Source organism: Serratia sp. 14-2641 (assembly GCF_001692375.1).
GTDB lineage: Bacteria > Pseudomonadota > Gammaproteobacteria > Enterobacterales > Enterobacteriaceae > Chania > Chania fonticola_C.
Genome location: NZ_LXKR01000028.1, coordinates 51,492 through 68,824, shown reverse-complemented (window position 1 = coordinate 68,824; position 17,333 = coordinate 51,492). Strand labels below are relative to the sequence as shown.

Genomic DNA, 17,333 nt, shown 5'->3' with positions numbered 1-17,333 from the left:
AGAATTTTTCTGACGCAGGAGATGTGCTCTCGCGTCAGAACGTTTCTTATGCATGGCAGAACAGAGTCACCGTTCTGCCATTGCTATTGTCACCACCAAACACTATTCGCTGTGCGGAGTTAGCGCAAAACTCTTTTTATGCATTGTCTGGATAGACTTTTCCTATGCCTCTGTAGTTATGTTCAAACCCCTCTTGGGATCCTTATTGTGGAGGGGGCGGCAGTGTCTGGTGTAAATGATGTGATGGATTGCTTGTGAAAAGGACTCCGGATAATAACCTATGATTCAGTCACGGTTTATAAAAAATCGCATCACGCTGTCGATATTAATGATGCTAACGGCAGGGAATGCACAGGCTGTCAAATTCAATATCGATATGCTTGATGCGCAAGATAAAACGAATATCGATTTCTCTCAATTTTCTCAGTCAGATTATGTGATGCCGGATGAGTATCAATTGCGGGTCACCGTTAATGGCCAGGGACTGGGCAATGAACGAGTTATCCCATTTTATCTGCCTGAGGGCATGGCGGCCGCAGAGCCAGGTACCGTTAATTTGCCTCAAGCCTGTTTGTCACTGGAAATGGCTGATTCATTAGGGTTGACGGATTCTGCCCGTAACAAGGTCACTGCTTGGCATAACGGGCAGTGCGCCGATTTTAGCAGCCTGCCAGGGGTCACGCTGACTCCTGACCTCGGGGCCAGCGTGTTGAAGATCAATGTGCCTCAAGCTTGGCTGGAGTACAGCGATGATAACTGGCTGCCGCCCTCCCGTTGGGATCACGGTATTCCCGGGATACTGCTGGATTACAACCTGAATGCCTCGGTAACGCTTCCGCAAGGGAACGGCGGCCGACAGCGCAATATCAGCGTTAATGGCACCGCTGGGGTGAATGCAGGGGCCTGGCGCTTGCGGGCGGACTATCAGGGTAGTGATAGCCAGACCTCCGGGCTTAACCCGTCCTCCAGGCGCAACTTTGACCTGACCCGGGTCTATCTTTATCGCCCTTTACCCAGCCTGCAGTCAACGCTGACCCTGGGGGAGGATTATGTTAACTCTGCCCTGTTTGACTCCTGGCGTTATACCGGTGGGAAGCTGGCCAGCGATGAACGGATGTTACCGCCGCGTTTAAGAGACTACGCCCCGGAAATCATCGGGGTGGCTAATAGTAATGCACGAGTTACTGTGACCCAGCAGGGGCGCAAAGTGTATGACAGTACCGTACCGGCGGGCCCTTTCCGTATTCAGAGCCTGGACAGCGCCATTCGCGGCACGTTGGATGTGACCATTACCGAACAAAATGGCGAGCAGCGCAAGTTCAGCGTTTCCACCGCGTCGGTGCCTTATCTGACCCGACCAGGGCAGATGCGTTATCAACTGATCACCGGGCGGCCCAGCACATGGCAGCATAATCTGGAGGGCCCGCCGTTTGTTGCCGGTGAAATGACCTGGGGCATCAGTAACGCCTGGTCAGTCTACGGCGGCGGGACGTTATCTGGGGACTATCAAGCTGTGGCACTGGGGGTGGGGCGTGATTTGTTTGTGTTGGGAACCATGGCACTGGACGTTACCCAGACTGTGGCGAGATTTCCCCAGCACGATGATCGGCAGGGTAAATCCTGGCGTCTAAGTTACTCCAAGTTCTTTGATGAGATGGATACCGATGTGACCTTTGCCGGATACCGTTTCTCGGAGAAGGATTTTCTCAGTATGCAAGAGTATCTGGATGTACGTTACCGGGATGATGCTCGTGGGCGTCAGAAAGAACGCTATCAGATAAACATCAACAAGCGTTTTGAGGGGTTTTCTCTGGGGCTGAACTATGAGAGCCAGACGTATTGGGATCAAGGGGATACTGAGCAGTTTGGCGGAACTGTCGGTACCTATTTTGACCTGCCGTCGTTGGGGTTGAGAAACCTGTCTGTCACTGGCACGGTCACCCGCAGCCAGTATCAGGGGCGTGAGGATAATCTGGTTAACGTGATGATTTCTGTGCCGCTGGGGCTAGGTTCGGTGAGCTATAACGCCAGTCAAAGCCGAGGGCGCTATAACCAGCAGGTCGGGTATTACGGCGTGGCGGGGAATGATAGTTACAGTGTGAATGCCGGGTTGATCAGTGGCGCTCAGGCATCGGCCAATAGTCAGTTCAATGGCATGTACACCCATAATGGCAATATGGCCAAGGTTAGCGCGAATGCGGCTTTTGAAGACCGTGGTACCTCCTCTTTCGGGTTTAATGCCAGCGGTGGTCTGACGGTCACAGGGCTCGGCGCGGCAATGCACCCGGCGGGTTACAACGGCGGAACCCGGCTGATGCTGAGCACCGATGGCATTGCCGGGGTGCCGTTAAACACTTCGGGCGTCAAAAGCAACCGCTGGGGGATCGGTGTGTTGGGTGATGTAAACAGTTATTACCGCACGACTGCACGTATTGATGTTAACACCTTGCCGGATGATGTTGAGGCGGTTCAGGGGGTGGTAGAGGCCTCGCTGACGGAAGGCGCGATTGGTTACCGCCGATTTTCCGTATTGCAGGGGGCTACAGCGTTTGCGGTGTTGCGATTGGCGGATAGCAGTTTCCCTCCCTTTGGCGCGAGCGTGAGAGACCAGCGAGGACGAGAGGTGGGGTTGGTGGGGGAACAGGGGATGGCATGGCTCAGTGGTATTGCCCCCAAGAGTGCCTTGAATGTGGCGTGGGCAGGGGAAGTACAGTGCCAGGTGCAGTTACCAGCGCAGATTGGCGAGTCTAATCTGCTATTACCTTGCCGGCCAACCGCGTCGGATCAGATTAATTAATAAAGAGTACATACTTATGAGAGTTCGCAAGATGGCAACCCGCACCGTTTGGAGTTTAGTGACGTTGTTGGTATTCCCTTTAACGGTTCAGGCGGCGGTCACGCTAGACCGAACCCGGGCGGTATTTGATGGCGCCAGCAAGTCCATCAGCCTGAATATCAGCAACGATAACCAGCAGCAGCCCTATCTGGCCCAGTCCTGGCTGGAAGATGAACAGCAGAACAAGATGTTAACGGGTCCCTTGATCATTACGCCGCCGGTGCAGCGTTTGGAGCCGGGGGCTAAAGGGATCATTCGGGTGAAGGCCACGGGCTCGGTGAGCCAACTTCCCCAAGATCGGGAGTCGCTGTTTTATTTTAACCTGCGGGAAATCCCACCGGAAAGTGAAAAGCCAAATGTGCTGCAGATTGCGCTACAGACCAAAATCAAACTGTTTTACCGCCCGAAGGCATTGAAGCGTGAACCGGGAGCGGTTTGGCAAGATCGGTTGGTCTTACATACTGAAACCGGCGGTTATCGGATAGAAAATCCCACACCGTATTACGTCACGGTGATCGGGTTGGGGGGGAGTGAGCAGCAGTCGCTGGAAGGGGATTTTGACAGCGTGATGCTGGCCCCGAAAAGCAGTGCCCGCGTGAAAAGCGGCATTTATGCCAAACCTTATTTAACTTATATCAATGATTATGGTGGCCGCCCCACGCTGGCGTTTCGCTGCAGCGGTAGCCAGTGTGTCGCTCGTTAAACAGGGTAAAGGGACTTATGAACGGACGATTGATGGGGGGAAGTGTCTGCCTGTTGCTGATGCTATCGCTGGCGAGCCAGGCGACCGATCATCTGGAACTGGTATTTAATGGGGTGATCCTGGTGGCAAACTGCCAGTTTGACCAGGAGGGCAGCAGTCAGAAGGTCTCCTTGCCCAGCCAAAGATTACGCTTTTTCGAACACAACTCACGGACTCAAACCACGCCATTTACCCTTGGTCTGAAAGACTGTACGCCTGCCACGCTGGGGAAGATGGTGAAACTGACGTTTAACAGTACGCAGACCCAACAGGTCAACGGGGTCGCCATGCTGGCTACCACCGGCGATACCGGGCTGGTGATTGGTCTGGAAGACAGTCTCGGTCAGGCGATTGTTCTGGGGCGTGAGGTGAAGGTCGGTACCATTAGCCAAATCGGCTCCGGGGGCATTAACCAGTTTCAGTTTGGTGCCTATGCGTTGGCTCCGGGGGCGGTAAAAGCGGGCGATTACAGCGCGACGGTGACGGTTGAGGCCAGCTATCAGTAGGAGAAAATATGCGACAAAATGGCAGACGATATTGGCGATATGGCCTATTGAGCCTGATGCTGGGGGGGGCAACGGTGCAGGCGGATGTCCCTGTCACCGTCAAGGCGACGATAGTGATCCCGGCGTGCAATGTCACCAGCGAGAGCGGTGAGTCACGGCTGGAAGTACCGTTTGGAGCGGTTAACTTGCAGGATGTCGGCAGCGCCAAAGCGGAAAAGTCGGTCCGCATCAACGTTTCGTGTAGCGGCGGGGCACCGGTGGGCAAGAGTTTGAAAATGTACTTGTCGCCTACCGCCTACGGGGTGATGAACACTATGGGAGCCAACGTGCTGGGAACCTCGCAATCTGGGGTCGGGATAGCGTTATCCCGCAACAACATGGCGTTTACTATTGGTCAATGGCTGCCGATACAGGCTGGGATGTTTACGCTCACCGGGCGGGTAGTTATCCAGGATGGAATGGGTGAAGAGGGCGGAGCGTTTAGCGCCACGGCGTCACTGTTTGCCAGTTATATCTAGATTATGAATATATCTGAGATAAAGAGTGCGGGGAATATACAAATGAGTGAAACGGGCAGCATAAAATACCTCAAGGCGTGGGGAGGCGGGCTATTAATCGGCTTGATGGGCATGGTTCCCGCTTTTGCTGACTACAATGTCGTCGCCGTAAGTGCCATCTCCAGGGTGACGATTAGCGGCAAGACAGAGGTGAGTACTGGGCTGGTAAGCAAGTATGTTATCGACAGTAGCACTGTTTCTGGCACGGTATCTTGTGGTGCTGCAAATTTGCCTTCAGCACAAGCATGGCACTATACGCTGATTGATTTGCCGAAAGAGCCTGAAAATGCTGAACGTCATCGGATTAATGAAAATTTATCTATTTCTGCCACGGCGGATAATAATTCCCATGGTAAGTGGGTAAATAAGAATGCGCAGTATTGTGCTTCAGATGGTATTTTAAATGAAAATGCATCGGGGTTTACTGCGGCTTTTCCTATTACGCTTTCATTTTATATAAAACGGCGTCCTATTGATAATCTGATTACTTTTCCTTCAATGCCATTGGGGGGATATATTCGCAGTTTTGGCAATCCAAGGGGGTTAAATGAAAGGATTTATACTATTCCGTTTTATCTGCAAGGGGGAACGATACAATTACCTAACACGTGCCAGGTGAATCCCACTGCTCTGACGTTGGACCACGGTACGCTGTCAGCAGATAGCGTCTCGCATCGCACTTCTGCACCCATTACTTATACCTGTGACTCGCCGGTGAGGGCGACTTTCTCACTGAGCTATGAGGCTGATGGGAATGGTGCATTGCCGTTGAAAGACACGGCAGGAAAAACCGGCGCGGTCTCTAAGCTGACGATTACCGATCCAGATACTGGGGCTTCAGGCAGAAGCATTGAGGCGGCTATTGGGACATCGAAAACCTTTACGGTCAGCAGCGAGCTTTCTAAAATCACGGGGAGTGGGCAATTGAGTGGCAGCGCCTGGCTCATTGCCATACAGGATTAACTCAATGTGCTGCGAATGTGAGCTGTGAAACGTTCACCGTTGAGTGAGCGGAAAGGGGGCGCCGATCGGCCCCCTAAGAAGCACAATTACAGTTGAGTCAGTTTTTTCACTTCCAGACTCACTAGCTTCCCTTCCAATTCAGCCAGGAAGGCATCGTGGTAAGACATTGCCATATGCTCTTTCAGCGCCTGCTCAGAAGTCCAGCGCTCGATAAAGACGAACGCGCCCGGATGGCCCTGCTCTTCATGCAAATCATATTGGATGCAACCCGGCTCGGAACGGCTCGGGGCGACCATGGCGCGTACCGCTTTATCTACCGCAGCACGGTGTTCTGGCATGGCTTTAATCAGGGCGACTACTTTGATTTCACTCATTTTGGTTCCTTGTAAATAACATTAACCACAAAAGAAAGAGAGTTAGACCCATCAGCATTTGCTTCACCCAACAAACGCTGGGTTCATTATGGAGAACTTGGCGTTACCGGCAAGTCATTTGCGCATTCGGACTCAATTCGGCTAGCGGGGACTGAGGGTAAAAATGTGCGCTAGATCATTTTATTTTCGCAAAGTCTCTTCGACATGACAGGCAGTGCGTTGCACCTGTTCCTTTTGGTAAAACTTTGGTTTATGCTCGGCTGAAGCGTTTCAGTTATCACTGTTGTCAGTGGAAACGCCAGAGTGAGCGGTTGCGATGAGCAATGGGGTTTGACGAATAATGCAAAGCAGCGATTCACAGCAGGCGGTGCGCTAAAGTACTCTAGGCGAGATAATCAGTCTGCGCGATCCTTGACGTTGAACATTACCGCCAGAGATCGCCCTTTTTCAGGGAGTAGCATGACCATCCGCATAGCGATAAACGGCTTTGGCCGTATTGGCCGTAGCGTTTTACGCGCACTGTACGAATCGGGGAGACGCGCCGAAATTTCCGTCGTCGCCATCAACGAACTGGCACATGCCGAGGGGATGGCCCACCTGCTGAAATATGACTCCAGCCACGGCCGCTTTGCCTGGGATGTGCGCCAGGAATGTGACGTGTTGAGCGTGGGGGATGACAGCATTCGGCTGTTACATCAACCCGAGTTGGACCAGTTGCCCTGGGGCGAACTGGGCGTAGATGTAGTGCTGGATTGCAGCGGTGTATACGGCAGCAGGGCAGATGGCGAAGCTCATCTGACGGCAGGGGCAAAAAAGGTACTGTTTGCCCATCCGGGCGGTAACGATCTGGATGCGACCATCGTGTTTGGGGTTAACCACCAAACGCTGCGTGGCGAGCATCGCATCGTGTCCAACGCCTCCTGTACCACCAACTGCATTATTCCGATTATCAAGCTGCTGGACGATGCCTACAGCATTGAGTCAGGCACGGTAACTACCATCCACTCCTCGATGAACGATCAGCCGGTGATAGACGCCTATCATCAGGATTTGCGGCGTACCCGCGCGGCGAGCCAGTCGATTATTCCGGTCGACACCAAGCTGGCAGCGGGCATTACGCGCATCTTCCCGCAGTTTTGCGATCGTTTTGAAGCGATCTCCGTGCGGGTGCCGACGATCAACGTAACGGCCATCGATCTTAGCGTCAGCGTAAGCTCGAAGGTGTTGGTCACAGAGGTAAACCAGCTGTTGCAAAAGGCGGCACAGGGATCATTTCGTGGTATAGTTGACTATACAGAACTACCATTAGTCTCGATTGATTTTAACCATGACCCGCACAGCGCCATCGTTGATGGGACGCAAACCCGGGTCAGCGGACAGCACCTGATCAAGACCTTGGTCTGGTGTGATAACGAATGGGGCTTTGCCAACCGGATGTTGGATACAACACGGGCAATGGCCGCAAGCGGTTTCTAGTAAGGCGCTATCAACGTGGTGTTGATGCGTCGCTCAGGCAACTTTATAGAGAATCAACAAAGAGGGTTCACCATGTCTGTAATTAAGATGTCCGATCTGGATCTGGCGGGTAAACGCGTTCTGATCCGTTCCGATCTGAACGTACCAGTGAAAGACGGTAAAGTGACTTCCGATGCGCGTATCCGTGCCTCCCTGCCGACTATCGAAGCTGCGCTGAAACAAGGCGCCCGCGTGATGGTAACTTCCCACCTGGGTCGTCCTACCGAAGGCGAGTACAACGAAGAATTCTCCCTGCTGCCAGTGGTCAACTATCTGAAAGAGCATCTGAAATCCCCAGTCCGTCTGGCGAAGGATTATCTGGAAGGCGTTGACGTTGCAGAAGGTGAACTGGTTGTTCTGGAAAACGTTCGCTTCAACAAAGGCGAGAAGAAAGACGACGAAGTGCTGTCCAAGAAATATGCTGCGCTGTGCGACGTATATGTGATGGACGCCTTTGGTACTGCACACCGTGCGCAGGCTTCTACACATGGCGTGGGCAAGTTTGCTCCAGTTGCCTGTGCAGGCCCGCTGCTGTCTGCGGAACTGGAAGCCCTGGGCAAAGCGCTGGGTAACCCGGCTCGCCCAATGGTGGCTATCGTTGGTGGTTCTAAAGTTTCTACCAAACTGACCGTGCTGGATTCTCTGTCCAAGATCGCCGATCAACTGATCGTTGGTGGCGGCATCGCTAACACCTTCGTGGCGGCACAAGGGAATAACGTGGGGCAGTCCCTGTACGAACCCGATCTGATCCCGAACGCGCAAAAACTGTTGGAAACCTGCGATATTCCGGTGCCAACCGACGTACGCGTTGCGACCGAGTTCTCTGAAACCGCTGTGGCCACGGTGAAGCAGGCCAACGAGATCCAAGACAACGAGCAAATTCTGGATATGGGCGACGTCTCTGCCGAGCGTCTGGCCGTTATCCTGAAGAACGCCAAAACCATTCTGTGGAATGGCCCGGTTGGCGTCTTCGAGTTCCCTAATTTCCGTCGGGGCACCGAAATTGTTGCACGCGCTATCGCAGATAGCGAAGCCTTCTCCATTGCAGGCGGCGGCGACACTCTGGCAGCTATCGATCTGTTCGGTATCGCTGACAAAATTTCCTACATCTCTACCGGCGGCGGCGCCTTCCTGGAATTCGTTGAAGGGAAACCTCTGCCTGCAGTAGTGATGCTGGAAGAGCGCGCTAAGCAGTAATTCAGATAACGGGGGGCGCAAGCCGCCCGTTTGTTTATGCTCCCCAGCTGAGCTGTGGGGGTAAAAAATCGCTATTTATCCATCGCTACCACTAGCTTGCAGGTTGTAGCTTGCAAGACGACGGGTATACGGCCAACGAAACAGGACAACGTCTAATGTCTAAAATTTTTGATTTCGTAAAACCAGGTGTCATCACAGGTGATGACGTGCAGAAAGTCTTCGCAGTTGCCAAAGAGAACAACTTTGCACTGCCAGCGGTAAACTGCGTGGGTACCGACTCCATCAACGCAGTGCTGGAAACAGCAGCCAAGGTGCGTGCTCCAGTGATCGTGCAGTTCTCTAACGGCGGTGCTGGCTTTATCGCGGGTAAAGGCATCAAAACTGACGTGCCACAAGGTGCTGCGATCCTGGGCGCAATCTCTGGCGCGCACCACGTGCACCAGATGGCTGAACATTACGGCGTGCCAGTGATCCTGCACACCGACCACTGCGCTAAGAAACTGCTGCCATGGTTAGACGGCCTGTTGGACGCGGGTGAGAAGCACTTCGCGGCGACCGGTAAGCCACTGTTCTCTTCACACATGATCGACCTGTCTGAAGAGTCACTGGAAGAAAACATCGAAATTTGCAGCAAGTACCTGACTCGCATGGCGAAGATCGGTATGACCCTGGAAATCGAACTGGGCTGCACCGGTGGTGAAGAAGATGGCGTAGACAACAGCCACATGGACGCTTCTTCCCTGTACACTCAGCCACAAGACGTTGATTACGCGTACGAAAAACTGAACGCTATCAGCCCGCGCTTCACCATCGCTGCCTCTTTCGGCAACGTACACGGTGTTTACAAGCCAGGCAACGTGAAACTGACTCCAACCATTCTGCGCGATTCTCAGGACTATGTTTCCAAGAAACACAACCTGCCGCACAATGCGTTGAACTTCGTGTTCCACGGTGGTTCAGGTTCTACCGCAGCAGAAATCAAAGAAGCGGTCAGCTACGGCGTAGTGAAAATGAACATCGATACCGACACCCAGTGGGCAACTTGGGAAGGTATCCTGAACTACTACAAAAAGAACGAAGGCTATCTGCAGGGCCAACTGGGTAACCCAGAAGGTGCCGACAAGCCGAACAAGAAATACTACGATCCACGCGTATGGACTCGTGCTGCTCAGACTTCCATGATCACCCGTCTGGAACTGGCATTCAAAGAACTGAACGCGGTAGACGTGCTGTAATATCGTCCCTCCGTTCAGATTGACGCTAAAAGGCTCCCTTGGGAGCCTTTTCTTTTTTTACCCAGGCACCCGTCACCTAAGTAGCTACCCCAATAACCCCGCCCCAACGTTAATCGACAGCCCCAGGATCAAGATATTGAAGACAAAGGAGATCACCGATTGCAACAGGGTGATTTTACGCACGTCTGCGGTGCCCACGGCCACGTCGGCGGTTTGTGAAGCTACGGCAATGGTGAAGGAGAAATAAGCGAAGTCCCAGTAGTTTGGCTCGGCCAGTTTGCCGGGGAACAATAGCGGTAACACTTCCGTATTGGCCCGCTGGCGGTAAAACAGGTGGGCGTAGTGCATGGTGAATGCCGTGGGTAATAGCAGCCAGGAAACCACCAGTGTGGAGCCGGTCAGGGCGAGATGCAGCGTTTTCAACACATCGCTGACCTGTTTGGCAGTGCTCAATTCAAACAGGATGGCCAGAATGCTCACTACGCAGCCCAAACTGACCAACGCCAATACCTGGCTTGCACTCTCGTCCTGCTTGCGTGCCAATTGCCGGGTACGTTGTGGCGTAAAGCCCAGCATCAGATGCCAAAGGCATAATAAATAGATCCAGGCCATCACGTTCCAACCAACGATCAACCGTTGCAACCATGGGAGATGAGCAGGAAGCAGCCCGACACACAGAAGCCCTACGCCTACCGAAATCAATAATCTGGGGCGCACTTGCCAATAGTGTTTCAGCGAGGGAAAAATAGCGATCACGATAAGCTCTCCTTGTACCGTAAAATCATTTCAATCATAGCTGATACCAGGTTAACCCGGGATTTATTCAGGTTATACCTGGTAAAACTGGTGGAAAATTTTACCCGTTGCGGTTGGCACTGCGGCAAAATGTTGGTTACCCTTAGCTGTGGTTTGTTTATTGGCCCTGTTTCGCCAGTATATTTTGCTCATTTTCCCCGCATGGGGATGTCAAGTAGGACGTCAGAATGGAAGAACTTAACGTAGTAGAAGGCATTAACAATGCCAGCAGTTGGCTAGTCAACCATCAGGATATGCTGATCCAGTATGCGGTGAATATTGTTGCCGCGATCGTGATTTTTATTATTGGTTCAGTGGTGGCTCGCGTAGTGAGTAATGCGCTCAGCCGCGTGATGAAGCTGCGTGGCATCGATGCCACCGTGGCGGATTTCCTGGCTGCGATGGCGCGTTACAGCATCCTGGCGTTTACCTTTATTGCGGTGCTGGGGCGTATTGGTGTTCAGACCACCTCAGTGATTGCCGTGCTGGGTGCCGCTGGCCTGGCTGTGGGTCTGGCACTACAAGGTTCACTTTCCAACTTTGCAGCCGGTGTGCTGCTGGTGGCCTTCCGTCCGCTGCGGGCCGGGGAGTTTGTCGATCTGGGTGGCGTTTCCGGCACGGTAGATCAGGTGCAGATCTTCTCCACTACGCTGCGTACTTCAGATAACAAAACCATTGTGGTGCCGAACGGTAAAATCATCGCGGGCAATATCATCAACTATTCCCGTGAGCCAAACCGCCGCGTGGATATCGTGGTGGGTGTAGCTTACGACGCTGATATCGATCTGGTGAAGAAAGTATTGGGTGACGTGATCGCGGCAGATAAGCGCATCATGCACGATAAAGGCGTGACTGTTCGCCTCAATGAAATGGCCCCTTCTTCACTGAACTTTGTGACCCGCTCTTGGACCACCAATGCCGAGTACTGGAACGTGTACTTTGATCTGATGGAAAACTTCAAGCGTCAGTTGGATGCTCACCAGATCGGTATTCCATACCCACAGATGGACGTGCATGTCCGCCATGTAGCGAAAGCGGCAGAGCAGCCGGAGTAATGATCTGACGTTCCCTCACTTTCTAGTGAGGGAACGGATTTCAATCAATCAAACAAACGGTGCTAACGGATCGGCGGCGGCAAAGGCCACTTCACGTTCCGCCTGCGGGGGATAGATCAACTCGTTGGTAATGGAGACTTTGATTTTCTTTCCCTCTTCTTTGGTGAATTTCACCACCTGATCCCAACCTTCGCTGTAGACCGCGCCCCAGGCCCCCAGATCCAGACAGGTAACGTAATTCACCTGGCGGTAGGGCAAGGGTTCAATACCGATCAGATCGGCAGCGACGTTATGGCCGACAAAGCGCCCTAACATAATGGCGTGCTGGCAGGTCATCAGGGCGTGATTGCCTTGATCGTCAGTACGGGCAAAGGCGACATCGCCGGTCGCATAAACCGCGTTTTGCCCAATCACTCTTAACTGCTGGTCGACATGCAGCCTGCCTTGCGGATCGCGCTCACCCGGGATTTGCCGGGTTAACGGGCTGGCCTGTACACCCACGGTTAAAATCACCGTGCTGGAGGCGATATGTTCGCCGTTTTTCAGCGTCAGCCCGCTCTCGTCAATGGCCTTAATCTCGCAATTCAGCCGCCACTCGACACCCAACTCTACCGAGGCTTGGCTAATCACGTCGCGCAGTTGCTCGCTGTAACGGCCTCCTGCCACTGGGCTGCGATCGACGACAATCACACGAATTGCAGCTGAGTCACCGAGGATCGCCCGTAAGCGTGCAGGCATTTCGGTGGCCACCTCAATACCGGTAAAGCCGCCGCCACAAACGATGACGGTATTACGTGCGGCGCTCTCAGGTTGCTCGGCCAACGCAGCAAGATGCCGCTCCAGGCGGGCTGCGCTCTCCATTTTATCGACGTCGAAGGCGTACTGCTGTGCTCCTGGTAGGGCATGAGTGATGTGGCTACCGGTCGCCATGATCAGACGATCGTAACGTACGGCAGTCAGTTGGTCCTGCTCGTTGTGGTACCAAACCTGCTGGCTGGCGCTATCAATCTCACTGGCAACCCCGGCGAGGAATTTTACCCCGGTTACTGCGAATAATGGCAGCAGCGGAGCGGCGTAGTTTTCCACCTCGGACTCATAGAAACGTGGGCGAATACGCAGCTCTGGCTGGGGGGCAAGCACGGTAATCTCGATATCGTGACGACCGTGGAGATCGGCTAATCGTGCCGCGCTCAATGCCGCCCACATCCCTGCAAAACCGGCACCCAGGATAAGAATTTGTTGTTTCATACTGTCACTCCGCTGTTGTTTCATCTGCACATTGGCTTAATCATTAACTGCGACTATATTGATCGTAGTTGAGATCATCAAGCCTTTTACACGCTATTCTGGATGTGGTTTGTTTAATTAATTGAATTTTATCATCTTTTAATTATTTATGGCGTGGAGGCATGCTGGCATTGCATCGTTGAAGGGAAGAAATTACTATTTAACTCAGAATTAATCGTGCGGAGAACACATGGCGTTCTACAGTTCCGGGGTGGAGTATGGCATCCATAGCCTGATGTGTATGGTCGATAGCAAAGGCGAAGGGCGCGAGATGAGCGTGCGTGAAATCGCTGAATTGCAGGGTGTGCCTTATGACTACCTGGCCAAGATATTCACCAAGTTTTCCAAGGCTAAACTGGTTGAAAGCACCGAGGGTAAAGGCGGTGGCTTCCGGCTGGCCAAACCGGCCGATCAGATCACCGTGCTGGATATCGTGGCGGCTATCGACGGTGAAAAGGCAATCTTCGACTGCAAAGAGATACGCCAACGCTTGGCCGTATTTGATGCAACTGCGCCCGACTGGGCCTGTGAAGGCATTTGCGGCGTACGCCAGGTGATGAATATTGCCCAGCAACGTATGGAAGAGGCGCTATCACAACATACCGTGCTGGATCTGGTGCGGCGGATGTTGAGAAAGGCGCCAGATGTCTTCCCGATTCAGATTGAAGAGTGGATCGATCATCGCCGTAACGATTGAGCATTAGCATTACTGATGCCTGATTAGAAATATCCATTTCCCCTAATAATTTTCTCTTCGTATGATGCGCGTGTTGAACAGCACACGCCGCTTTCCCGGCGCTGATATTGCCAGAAGGAACACCATGTTAGCCATCTATCTGCAAGGCTTTGCCTTGAGCGCCGCGATGATCCTGCCGCTTGGCCCACAAAACGTGTTTGTGATGAACCAGGGGATCCGCCGCCATTATCATCTGATGACCGCCTCGCTGTGCGCGTTGAGCGATATCATTCTGATTTGCGCCGGTATTTTTGGCGGTAGCGCCTTGCTCAGCAGTTCACCAATGCTATTGGCGTTGGTGACCTGGGGCGGCGTTGCTTTCCTGCTGTGGTACGGCTGGGGGGCTTTCCGTACCGCGTTTAGCCAACATCTGGAGCTGACAGCGGCGCAAGAGATGAAGCAAAACCGCTGGCGCATTGTGGTGACCATGTTGGCTGTCACCTGGCTGAACCCGCACGTGTACCTCGATACCTTTGTGGTGCTCGGCAGCTTGGGAGGGCAACTGACGCCAGACATTCGATCCTGGTTTGCCCTTGGCGCGGTCAGTGCTTCGGTCGTCTGGTTCTTTGCCTTGGCATTGCTGGCCTCATGGCTGGCTCCGTGGCTGAAAACCCTGACGGCACAACGGATTATCAACGTTCTGGTCGGGCTGGTGATGTGGGTCATTGCACTGCAATTGGCCTGGCATGGGCTAACCGCTAATTGGTAATAATCGGCCGTAGGAGCGAGCCGGGCGCAGCATGCGGCGCCCCTACAGCCCGATTAGCCCTTATATTTGTCACTAATCCGAATTCCATGGGCGGCAGGATGTGTTAGCTTTGAAGGCAAGCATTTAGTCATTCAAGGAGACACTGTGAAGCTTAAAGCATTGGCCATGGCCGCAATGATTGGATTAGGCACGTTACCTCTGGCGCTGCAGGCAGCAGAAGTACCTGAAGGGCCGCATGTGGTCACTTCCGGTACGGCCAGCGTGGACGCCACCCCGGATATTGCTACGCTGGCGATCGAAGTCAGCGTCTCTGCCAAAGATGCCGCCCAGGCGAAAAAACAGGTTGATGAACGCGTAGCGCAGTATTTTGACTTCCTGCAGAAAAACGGCATTGATAAGAAAGATATCAATGCGGCCAACCTGCGTACCCAGCCAGAATATGACTATCTGAAAACCGGTGAATCGCAGCTGAAAGGCTACCAGGCCGTGCGCCAGGTGCAGGTAACCTTGCGCCAGTTGGATAAACTCAACGAGCTGTTGGACGGTGCGCTGAAATCGGGTTTGAACGAAATTCGTGCGGTTGAGCTTGGGGTAGCCAAGCCAGAGGTTTATCGCGAGCAGGCACGTCAGAAAGCGATTGAAAATGCCACTCAGCAAGCCGCTTCGTTGGCGCAGGGCTTTAAGGCCAAGCTGGGGCCGGTGTACAGCATTCGCTATCACGTTGCCAACTACCAGCCGATGCCGGTAGCTCGCATGTTTAAAGCCGCTTCTGCGGCACCGGAAAGCGATGCCGCTCAGACTTACGAGCAACAAAGCATTCACTTCGACGATCAGGTGGACGTGGTGTTCGAGCTGAAAACCAACGCCGCGCAGTAAGCAATCTCTTACCTGGGCGCGGCGTCATGCTGCGCCTTTAATCCTGCCTTAATACCTGATGCCCATGCGAAAGCAGCGCATCGGTGACCTTACGCATCATGCGGCTTTCCGGTGCAAAGCGGTGCCAGAACAGCATACGGCGCTGGAACAGACCCGGTGTCAGGTCGATCAGTTCTCCGCTGGCCAGCTCTCTCTCAATCTGCAAATGCGGGATCATACAGCAGGTGGTGCCTTGCCGTGCCAATTGAACAAACGCCTCTGACGAGTTAACGATATGGCAGGGAACGCTGCCCGGCGAGAGATCGAAGTTCTGCTGTAAAAACGCCTGATGCATATCATCAAGATGATCGAATGCCACCGCCGGTGCCTTCAGCAGGGCGGAACGGGTCACGCCATTAGGGAAATAGCGATCGGCAAAGGCTTTCGAGGCGACGAACAGATAATCCAGCGCGCCCAACCGATCGACCAGGCAGCTCGGCAGCGGCTGCGGCTGGATACTGACCGCGCCCACCACTTCCCCCCGGCGCAGACGTTCCTGCGTGCGGGTTTCGTCTTCCACCTGTAAATTCAGGCGCACCGGGGAATCGGCCAGCACCGGTTTTAGCGCCGGTAACAGCCAGGTTGCCAGGCTGTCGGCGTTGACCGCCAGTGACAGCAACAGCGGCGTATCGACCCCATTGTCATTCCCTAACCACTCCTCTTCCAGCAGCTCGACCTGATGCAGCAAGGCCAACAGTTTTTGACCCTGCTCGGTTGGGCGCGGTGGCACGGTGCGTACCAGTAGCGGTTGGCCGAACAGGTTTTCCAACTGTTTGATGCGCTGGGATACCGCCGATTGGGTGATGCAAAGTTTTTGTGCCGCGCGCTCAAAGCCACGCTCACGGATCACCGCGTCCAGCGCTTGCAGCGTTCTATAGTCTGGGCGTTTCATCGGAGAGAAGATCCCTTTTAGTAAGTTGATTCAGGCACTATGCCACATTTTTGCACTTTCTCAGGTGAAAAAATCCCGCCGCTCTTTTCAGAGCGGGTGTCGTAGGGAGGGGCAGAAATGTGCGTCAGGTTAAATAAGTGTGTTTTAGCCTAAGTTGCCATCAGTGATTTACCCTATAATACGCACACGTTTTCGTACATAGGCAATGAACACATCATGACTCAGGATGAACTGAAAAAAGCGGTAGGCTGGGCAGCATTGGAATACGTGAAGCCTGGCACTATCGTGGGCGTGGGCACCGGCTCGACTGCGGCTCACTTTATCGATGCGCTGGGTTCGATCAAACACCAGATCGAAGGTGCGGTATCCAGCTCAGACGCGTCGACCGCCAAGCTGAAAAGCCTGGGGATCCACGTTTTCGATAGCAATGAAGTGGATTCGTTGGATATCTACGTTGACGGTGCCGATGAAATCAACGGCCACATGCAGATGATTAAAGGCGGTGGCGCAGCGCTGACCCGCGAAAAGATCATTGCTGCCATTGCCCGTCAGTTTATCTGCATTGTCGATTCCACCAAGCAGGTTGATGTGCTGGGTAAATTCCCGCTGCCGGTAGAAGTGATCCCGATGGCTCGCTCCTACGTGGCTCGTGAACTGGTCAAGCTGGGCGGCCTGCCGGAATACCGCCAGAACGTTGTAACCGATAACGGCAACGTGATCCTGGATGTGTACAACCTGGAAATCCTCGATGCCATAGCGTTGGAAAACAAAATCAACGGCATTGCTGGCGTGGTTACCGTTGGCCTGTTTGCCAACCGTGGCGCGGACGTCGCGTTGGTTGGCACACCGGATGGCGTAAAAAAAGTGGTCAGATAATCTGGCCGTAAAGCGGTGAGCCTGCTGACAAAGTCTCAGCCGGTTCGCCGCTTTTTACTGGCTTACGGTCCGCCACGCATAATTCTTGTCTTAAAATATCTTTTCTTAAAACGGGCGAATTTGGTGACATATGTCACATTCCG

Annotated in this window: 17 protein-coding genes; 13 read left to right on the top strand and 4 right to left on the bottom strand. The window is 53.4% G+C overall.

The window, feature by feature from the left end; translation table 11 throughout:
* Positions 1-280 precede the first annotated feature (280 nt).
* The 5 genes from A6U95_RS10825 to A6U95_RS10805 are packed head-to-tail and all read left to right on the top strand — an operon-like array spanning position 281 to position 5,604.
* Positions 281-2,797 carry a fimbria/pilus outer membrane usher protein gene (locus A6U95_RS10825; RefSeq protein ID WP_065684497.1) on the top strand — a complete coding sequence of 839 codons (2,517 nt, stop codon included), beginning with the start codon at positions 281-283 and terminating at the stop codon, positions 2,795-2,797.
* Positions 2,798-2,828: 31 nt separating this feature from the next.
* Complete coding sequence (locus A6U95_RS10820; RefSeq protein ID WP_065684496.1) at positions 2,829-3,539, top strand: fimbria/pilus periplasmic chaperone; 711 nt, start codon at positions 2,829-2,831, stop codon at positions 3,537-3,539.
* A gap of 17 nt (positions 3,540-3,556) precedes the next feature.
* Positions 3,557-4,084, top strand: a complete 528-nt coding sequence (locus tag A6U95_RS10815) for a fimbrial protein (protein ID WP_083196359.1) — start codon at positions 3,557-3,559, stop codon at positions 4,082-4,084.
* Between the two features lie 8 nt (positions 4,085-4,092).
* Positions 4,093-4,602, top strand: a complete 510-nt coding sequence (locus tag A6U95_RS10810) for a fimbrial protein (RefSeq protein ID WP_065684494.1) — start codon at positions 4,093-4,095, stop codon at positions 4,600-4,602.
* A gap of 42 nt (positions 4,603-4,644) precedes the next feature.
* Positions 4,645-5,604 (top strand): hypothetical protein, encoded by a 960-nt coding sequence (locus A6U95_RS10805; RefSeq protein ID WP_139102361.1) that lies wholly within the window; start codon positions 4,645-4,647, stop codon positions 5,602-5,604.
* A gap of 86 nt (positions 5,605-5,690) precedes the next feature.
* Here A6U95_RS10805 and A6U95_RS10800 read toward each other — a convergent pair whose 3' ends face one another.
* Entirely contained in the window at positions 5,691-5,978 is a 288-nt protein-coding gene (locus A6U95_RS10800; RefSeq protein ID WP_021806219.1) for a putative quinol monooxygenase, read from the bottom strand.
* A 459-nt stretch (positions 5,979-6,437) separates the two neighbouring features.
* Between A6U95_RS10800 and epd the strand changes: the two genes are divergently transcribed.
* The 3 genes from epd (at position 6,438) to fbaA (ending at position 9,925) form a co-directional block, all read left to right on the top strand.
* Positions 6,438-7,454 (top strand): erythrose-4-phosphate dehydrogenase, encoded by a 1,017-nt coding sequence (epd, locus tag A6U95_RS10795; RefSeq protein ID WP_065684492.1) that lies wholly within the window; start codon positions 6,438-6,440, stop codon positions 7,452-7,454.
* Positions 7,455-7,526: 72 nt separating this feature from the next.
* Entirely contained in the window at positions 7,527-8,690 is a 1,164-nt protein-coding gene (gene pgk / locus A6U95_RS10790; protein ID WP_024485678.1) for a phosphoglycerate kinase, read from the top strand.
* Positions 8,691-8,845: 155 nt separating this feature from the next.
* Positions 8,846-9,925 (top strand): class II fructose-bisphosphate aldolase, encoded by a 1,080-nt coding sequence (fbaA, locus tag A6U95_RS10785; RefSeq protein ID WP_021179781.1) that lies wholly within the window; start codon positions 8,846-8,848, stop codon positions 9,923-9,925.
* Between the two features lie 84 nt (positions 9,926-10,009).
* Here fbaA and A6U95_RS10780 read toward each other — a convergent pair whose 3' ends face one another.
* Complete coding sequence (locus A6U95_RS10780) at positions 10,010-10,678, bottom strand: DUF1345 domain-containing protein (protein ID WP_065684797.1); 669 nt, start codon at positions 10,676-10,678, stop codon at positions 10,010-10,012.
* A gap of 230 nt (positions 10,679-10,908) precedes the next feature.
* Here A6U95_RS10780 and mscS point away from each other — a divergent pair, with 230 nt between their 5' ends.
* Positions 10,909-11,775: a small-conductance mechanosensitive channel MscS gene (gene mscS, locus A6U95_RS10775; protein ID WP_024531362.1), complete on the top strand. Its 867-nt coding sequence runs from the start codon at positions 10,909-10,911 to the stop codon at positions 11,773-11,775.
* Between the two features lie 48 nt (positions 11,776-11,823).
* Here the strand turns inward: mscS and A6U95_RS10770 are convergent, their stop codons facing one another.
* The gene (locus A6U95_RS10770) at positions 11,824-13,023 is read right to left on the bottom strand and encodes an FAD-dependent oxidoreductase (protein WP_065684491.1); all 1,200 of its coding nucleotides are present in this window, start codon (positions 13,021-13,023) and stop codon (positions 11,824-11,826) included.
* 229 nt (positions 13,024-13,252) lie between these two features.
* Here A6U95_RS10770 and A6U95_RS10765 point away from each other — a divergent pair, with 229 nt between their 5' ends.
* From A6U95_RS10765 to A6U95_RS10755, 3 genes are all read left to right on the top strand, one after another.
* Positions 13,253-13,759 carry an Rrf2 family transcriptional regulator gene (locus A6U95_RS10765; RefSeq protein ID WP_024530748.1) on the top strand — a complete coding sequence of 169 codons (507 nt, stop codon included), beginning with the start codon at positions 13,253-13,255 and terminating at the stop codon, positions 13,757-13,759.
* A 124-nt stretch (positions 13,760-13,883) separates the two neighbouring features.
* On the top strand, positions 13,884-14,507 hold the full coding sequence (gene argO, locus A6U95_RS10760; protein WP_024530749.1) for an arginine exporter ArgO: 624 nt from the start codon (positions 13,884-13,886) through the stop codon (positions 14,505-14,507).
* Between the two features lie 144 nt (positions 14,508-14,651).
* On the top strand, positions 14,652-15,383 hold the full coding sequence (locus tag A6U95_RS10755; RefSeq protein ID WP_074423340.1) for an oxidative stress defense protein: 732 nt from the start codon (positions 14,652-14,654) through the stop codon (positions 15,381-15,383).
* A 37-nt stretch (positions 15,384-15,420) separates the two neighbouring features.
* Here A6U95_RS10755 and A6U95_RS10750 read toward each other — a convergent pair whose 3' ends face one another.
* Entirely contained in the window at positions 15,421-16,314 is an 894-nt protein-coding gene (locus tag A6U95_RS10750) for a LysR family transcriptional regulator ArgP (RefSeq protein ID WP_021179788.1), read from the bottom strand.
* A 216-nt stretch (positions 16,315-16,530) separates the two neighbouring features.
* Here A6U95_RS10750 and rpiA point away from each other — a divergent pair, with 216 nt between their 5' ends.
* A complete protein-coding gene (rpiA, locus tag A6U95_RS10745) occupies positions 16,531-17,190 on the top strand; it encodes a ribose-5-phosphate isomerase RpiA (protein ID WP_024530750.1) in 660 nt (219 codons plus the stop codon).
* Positions 17,191-17,333: the final 143 nt, after the last annotated feature.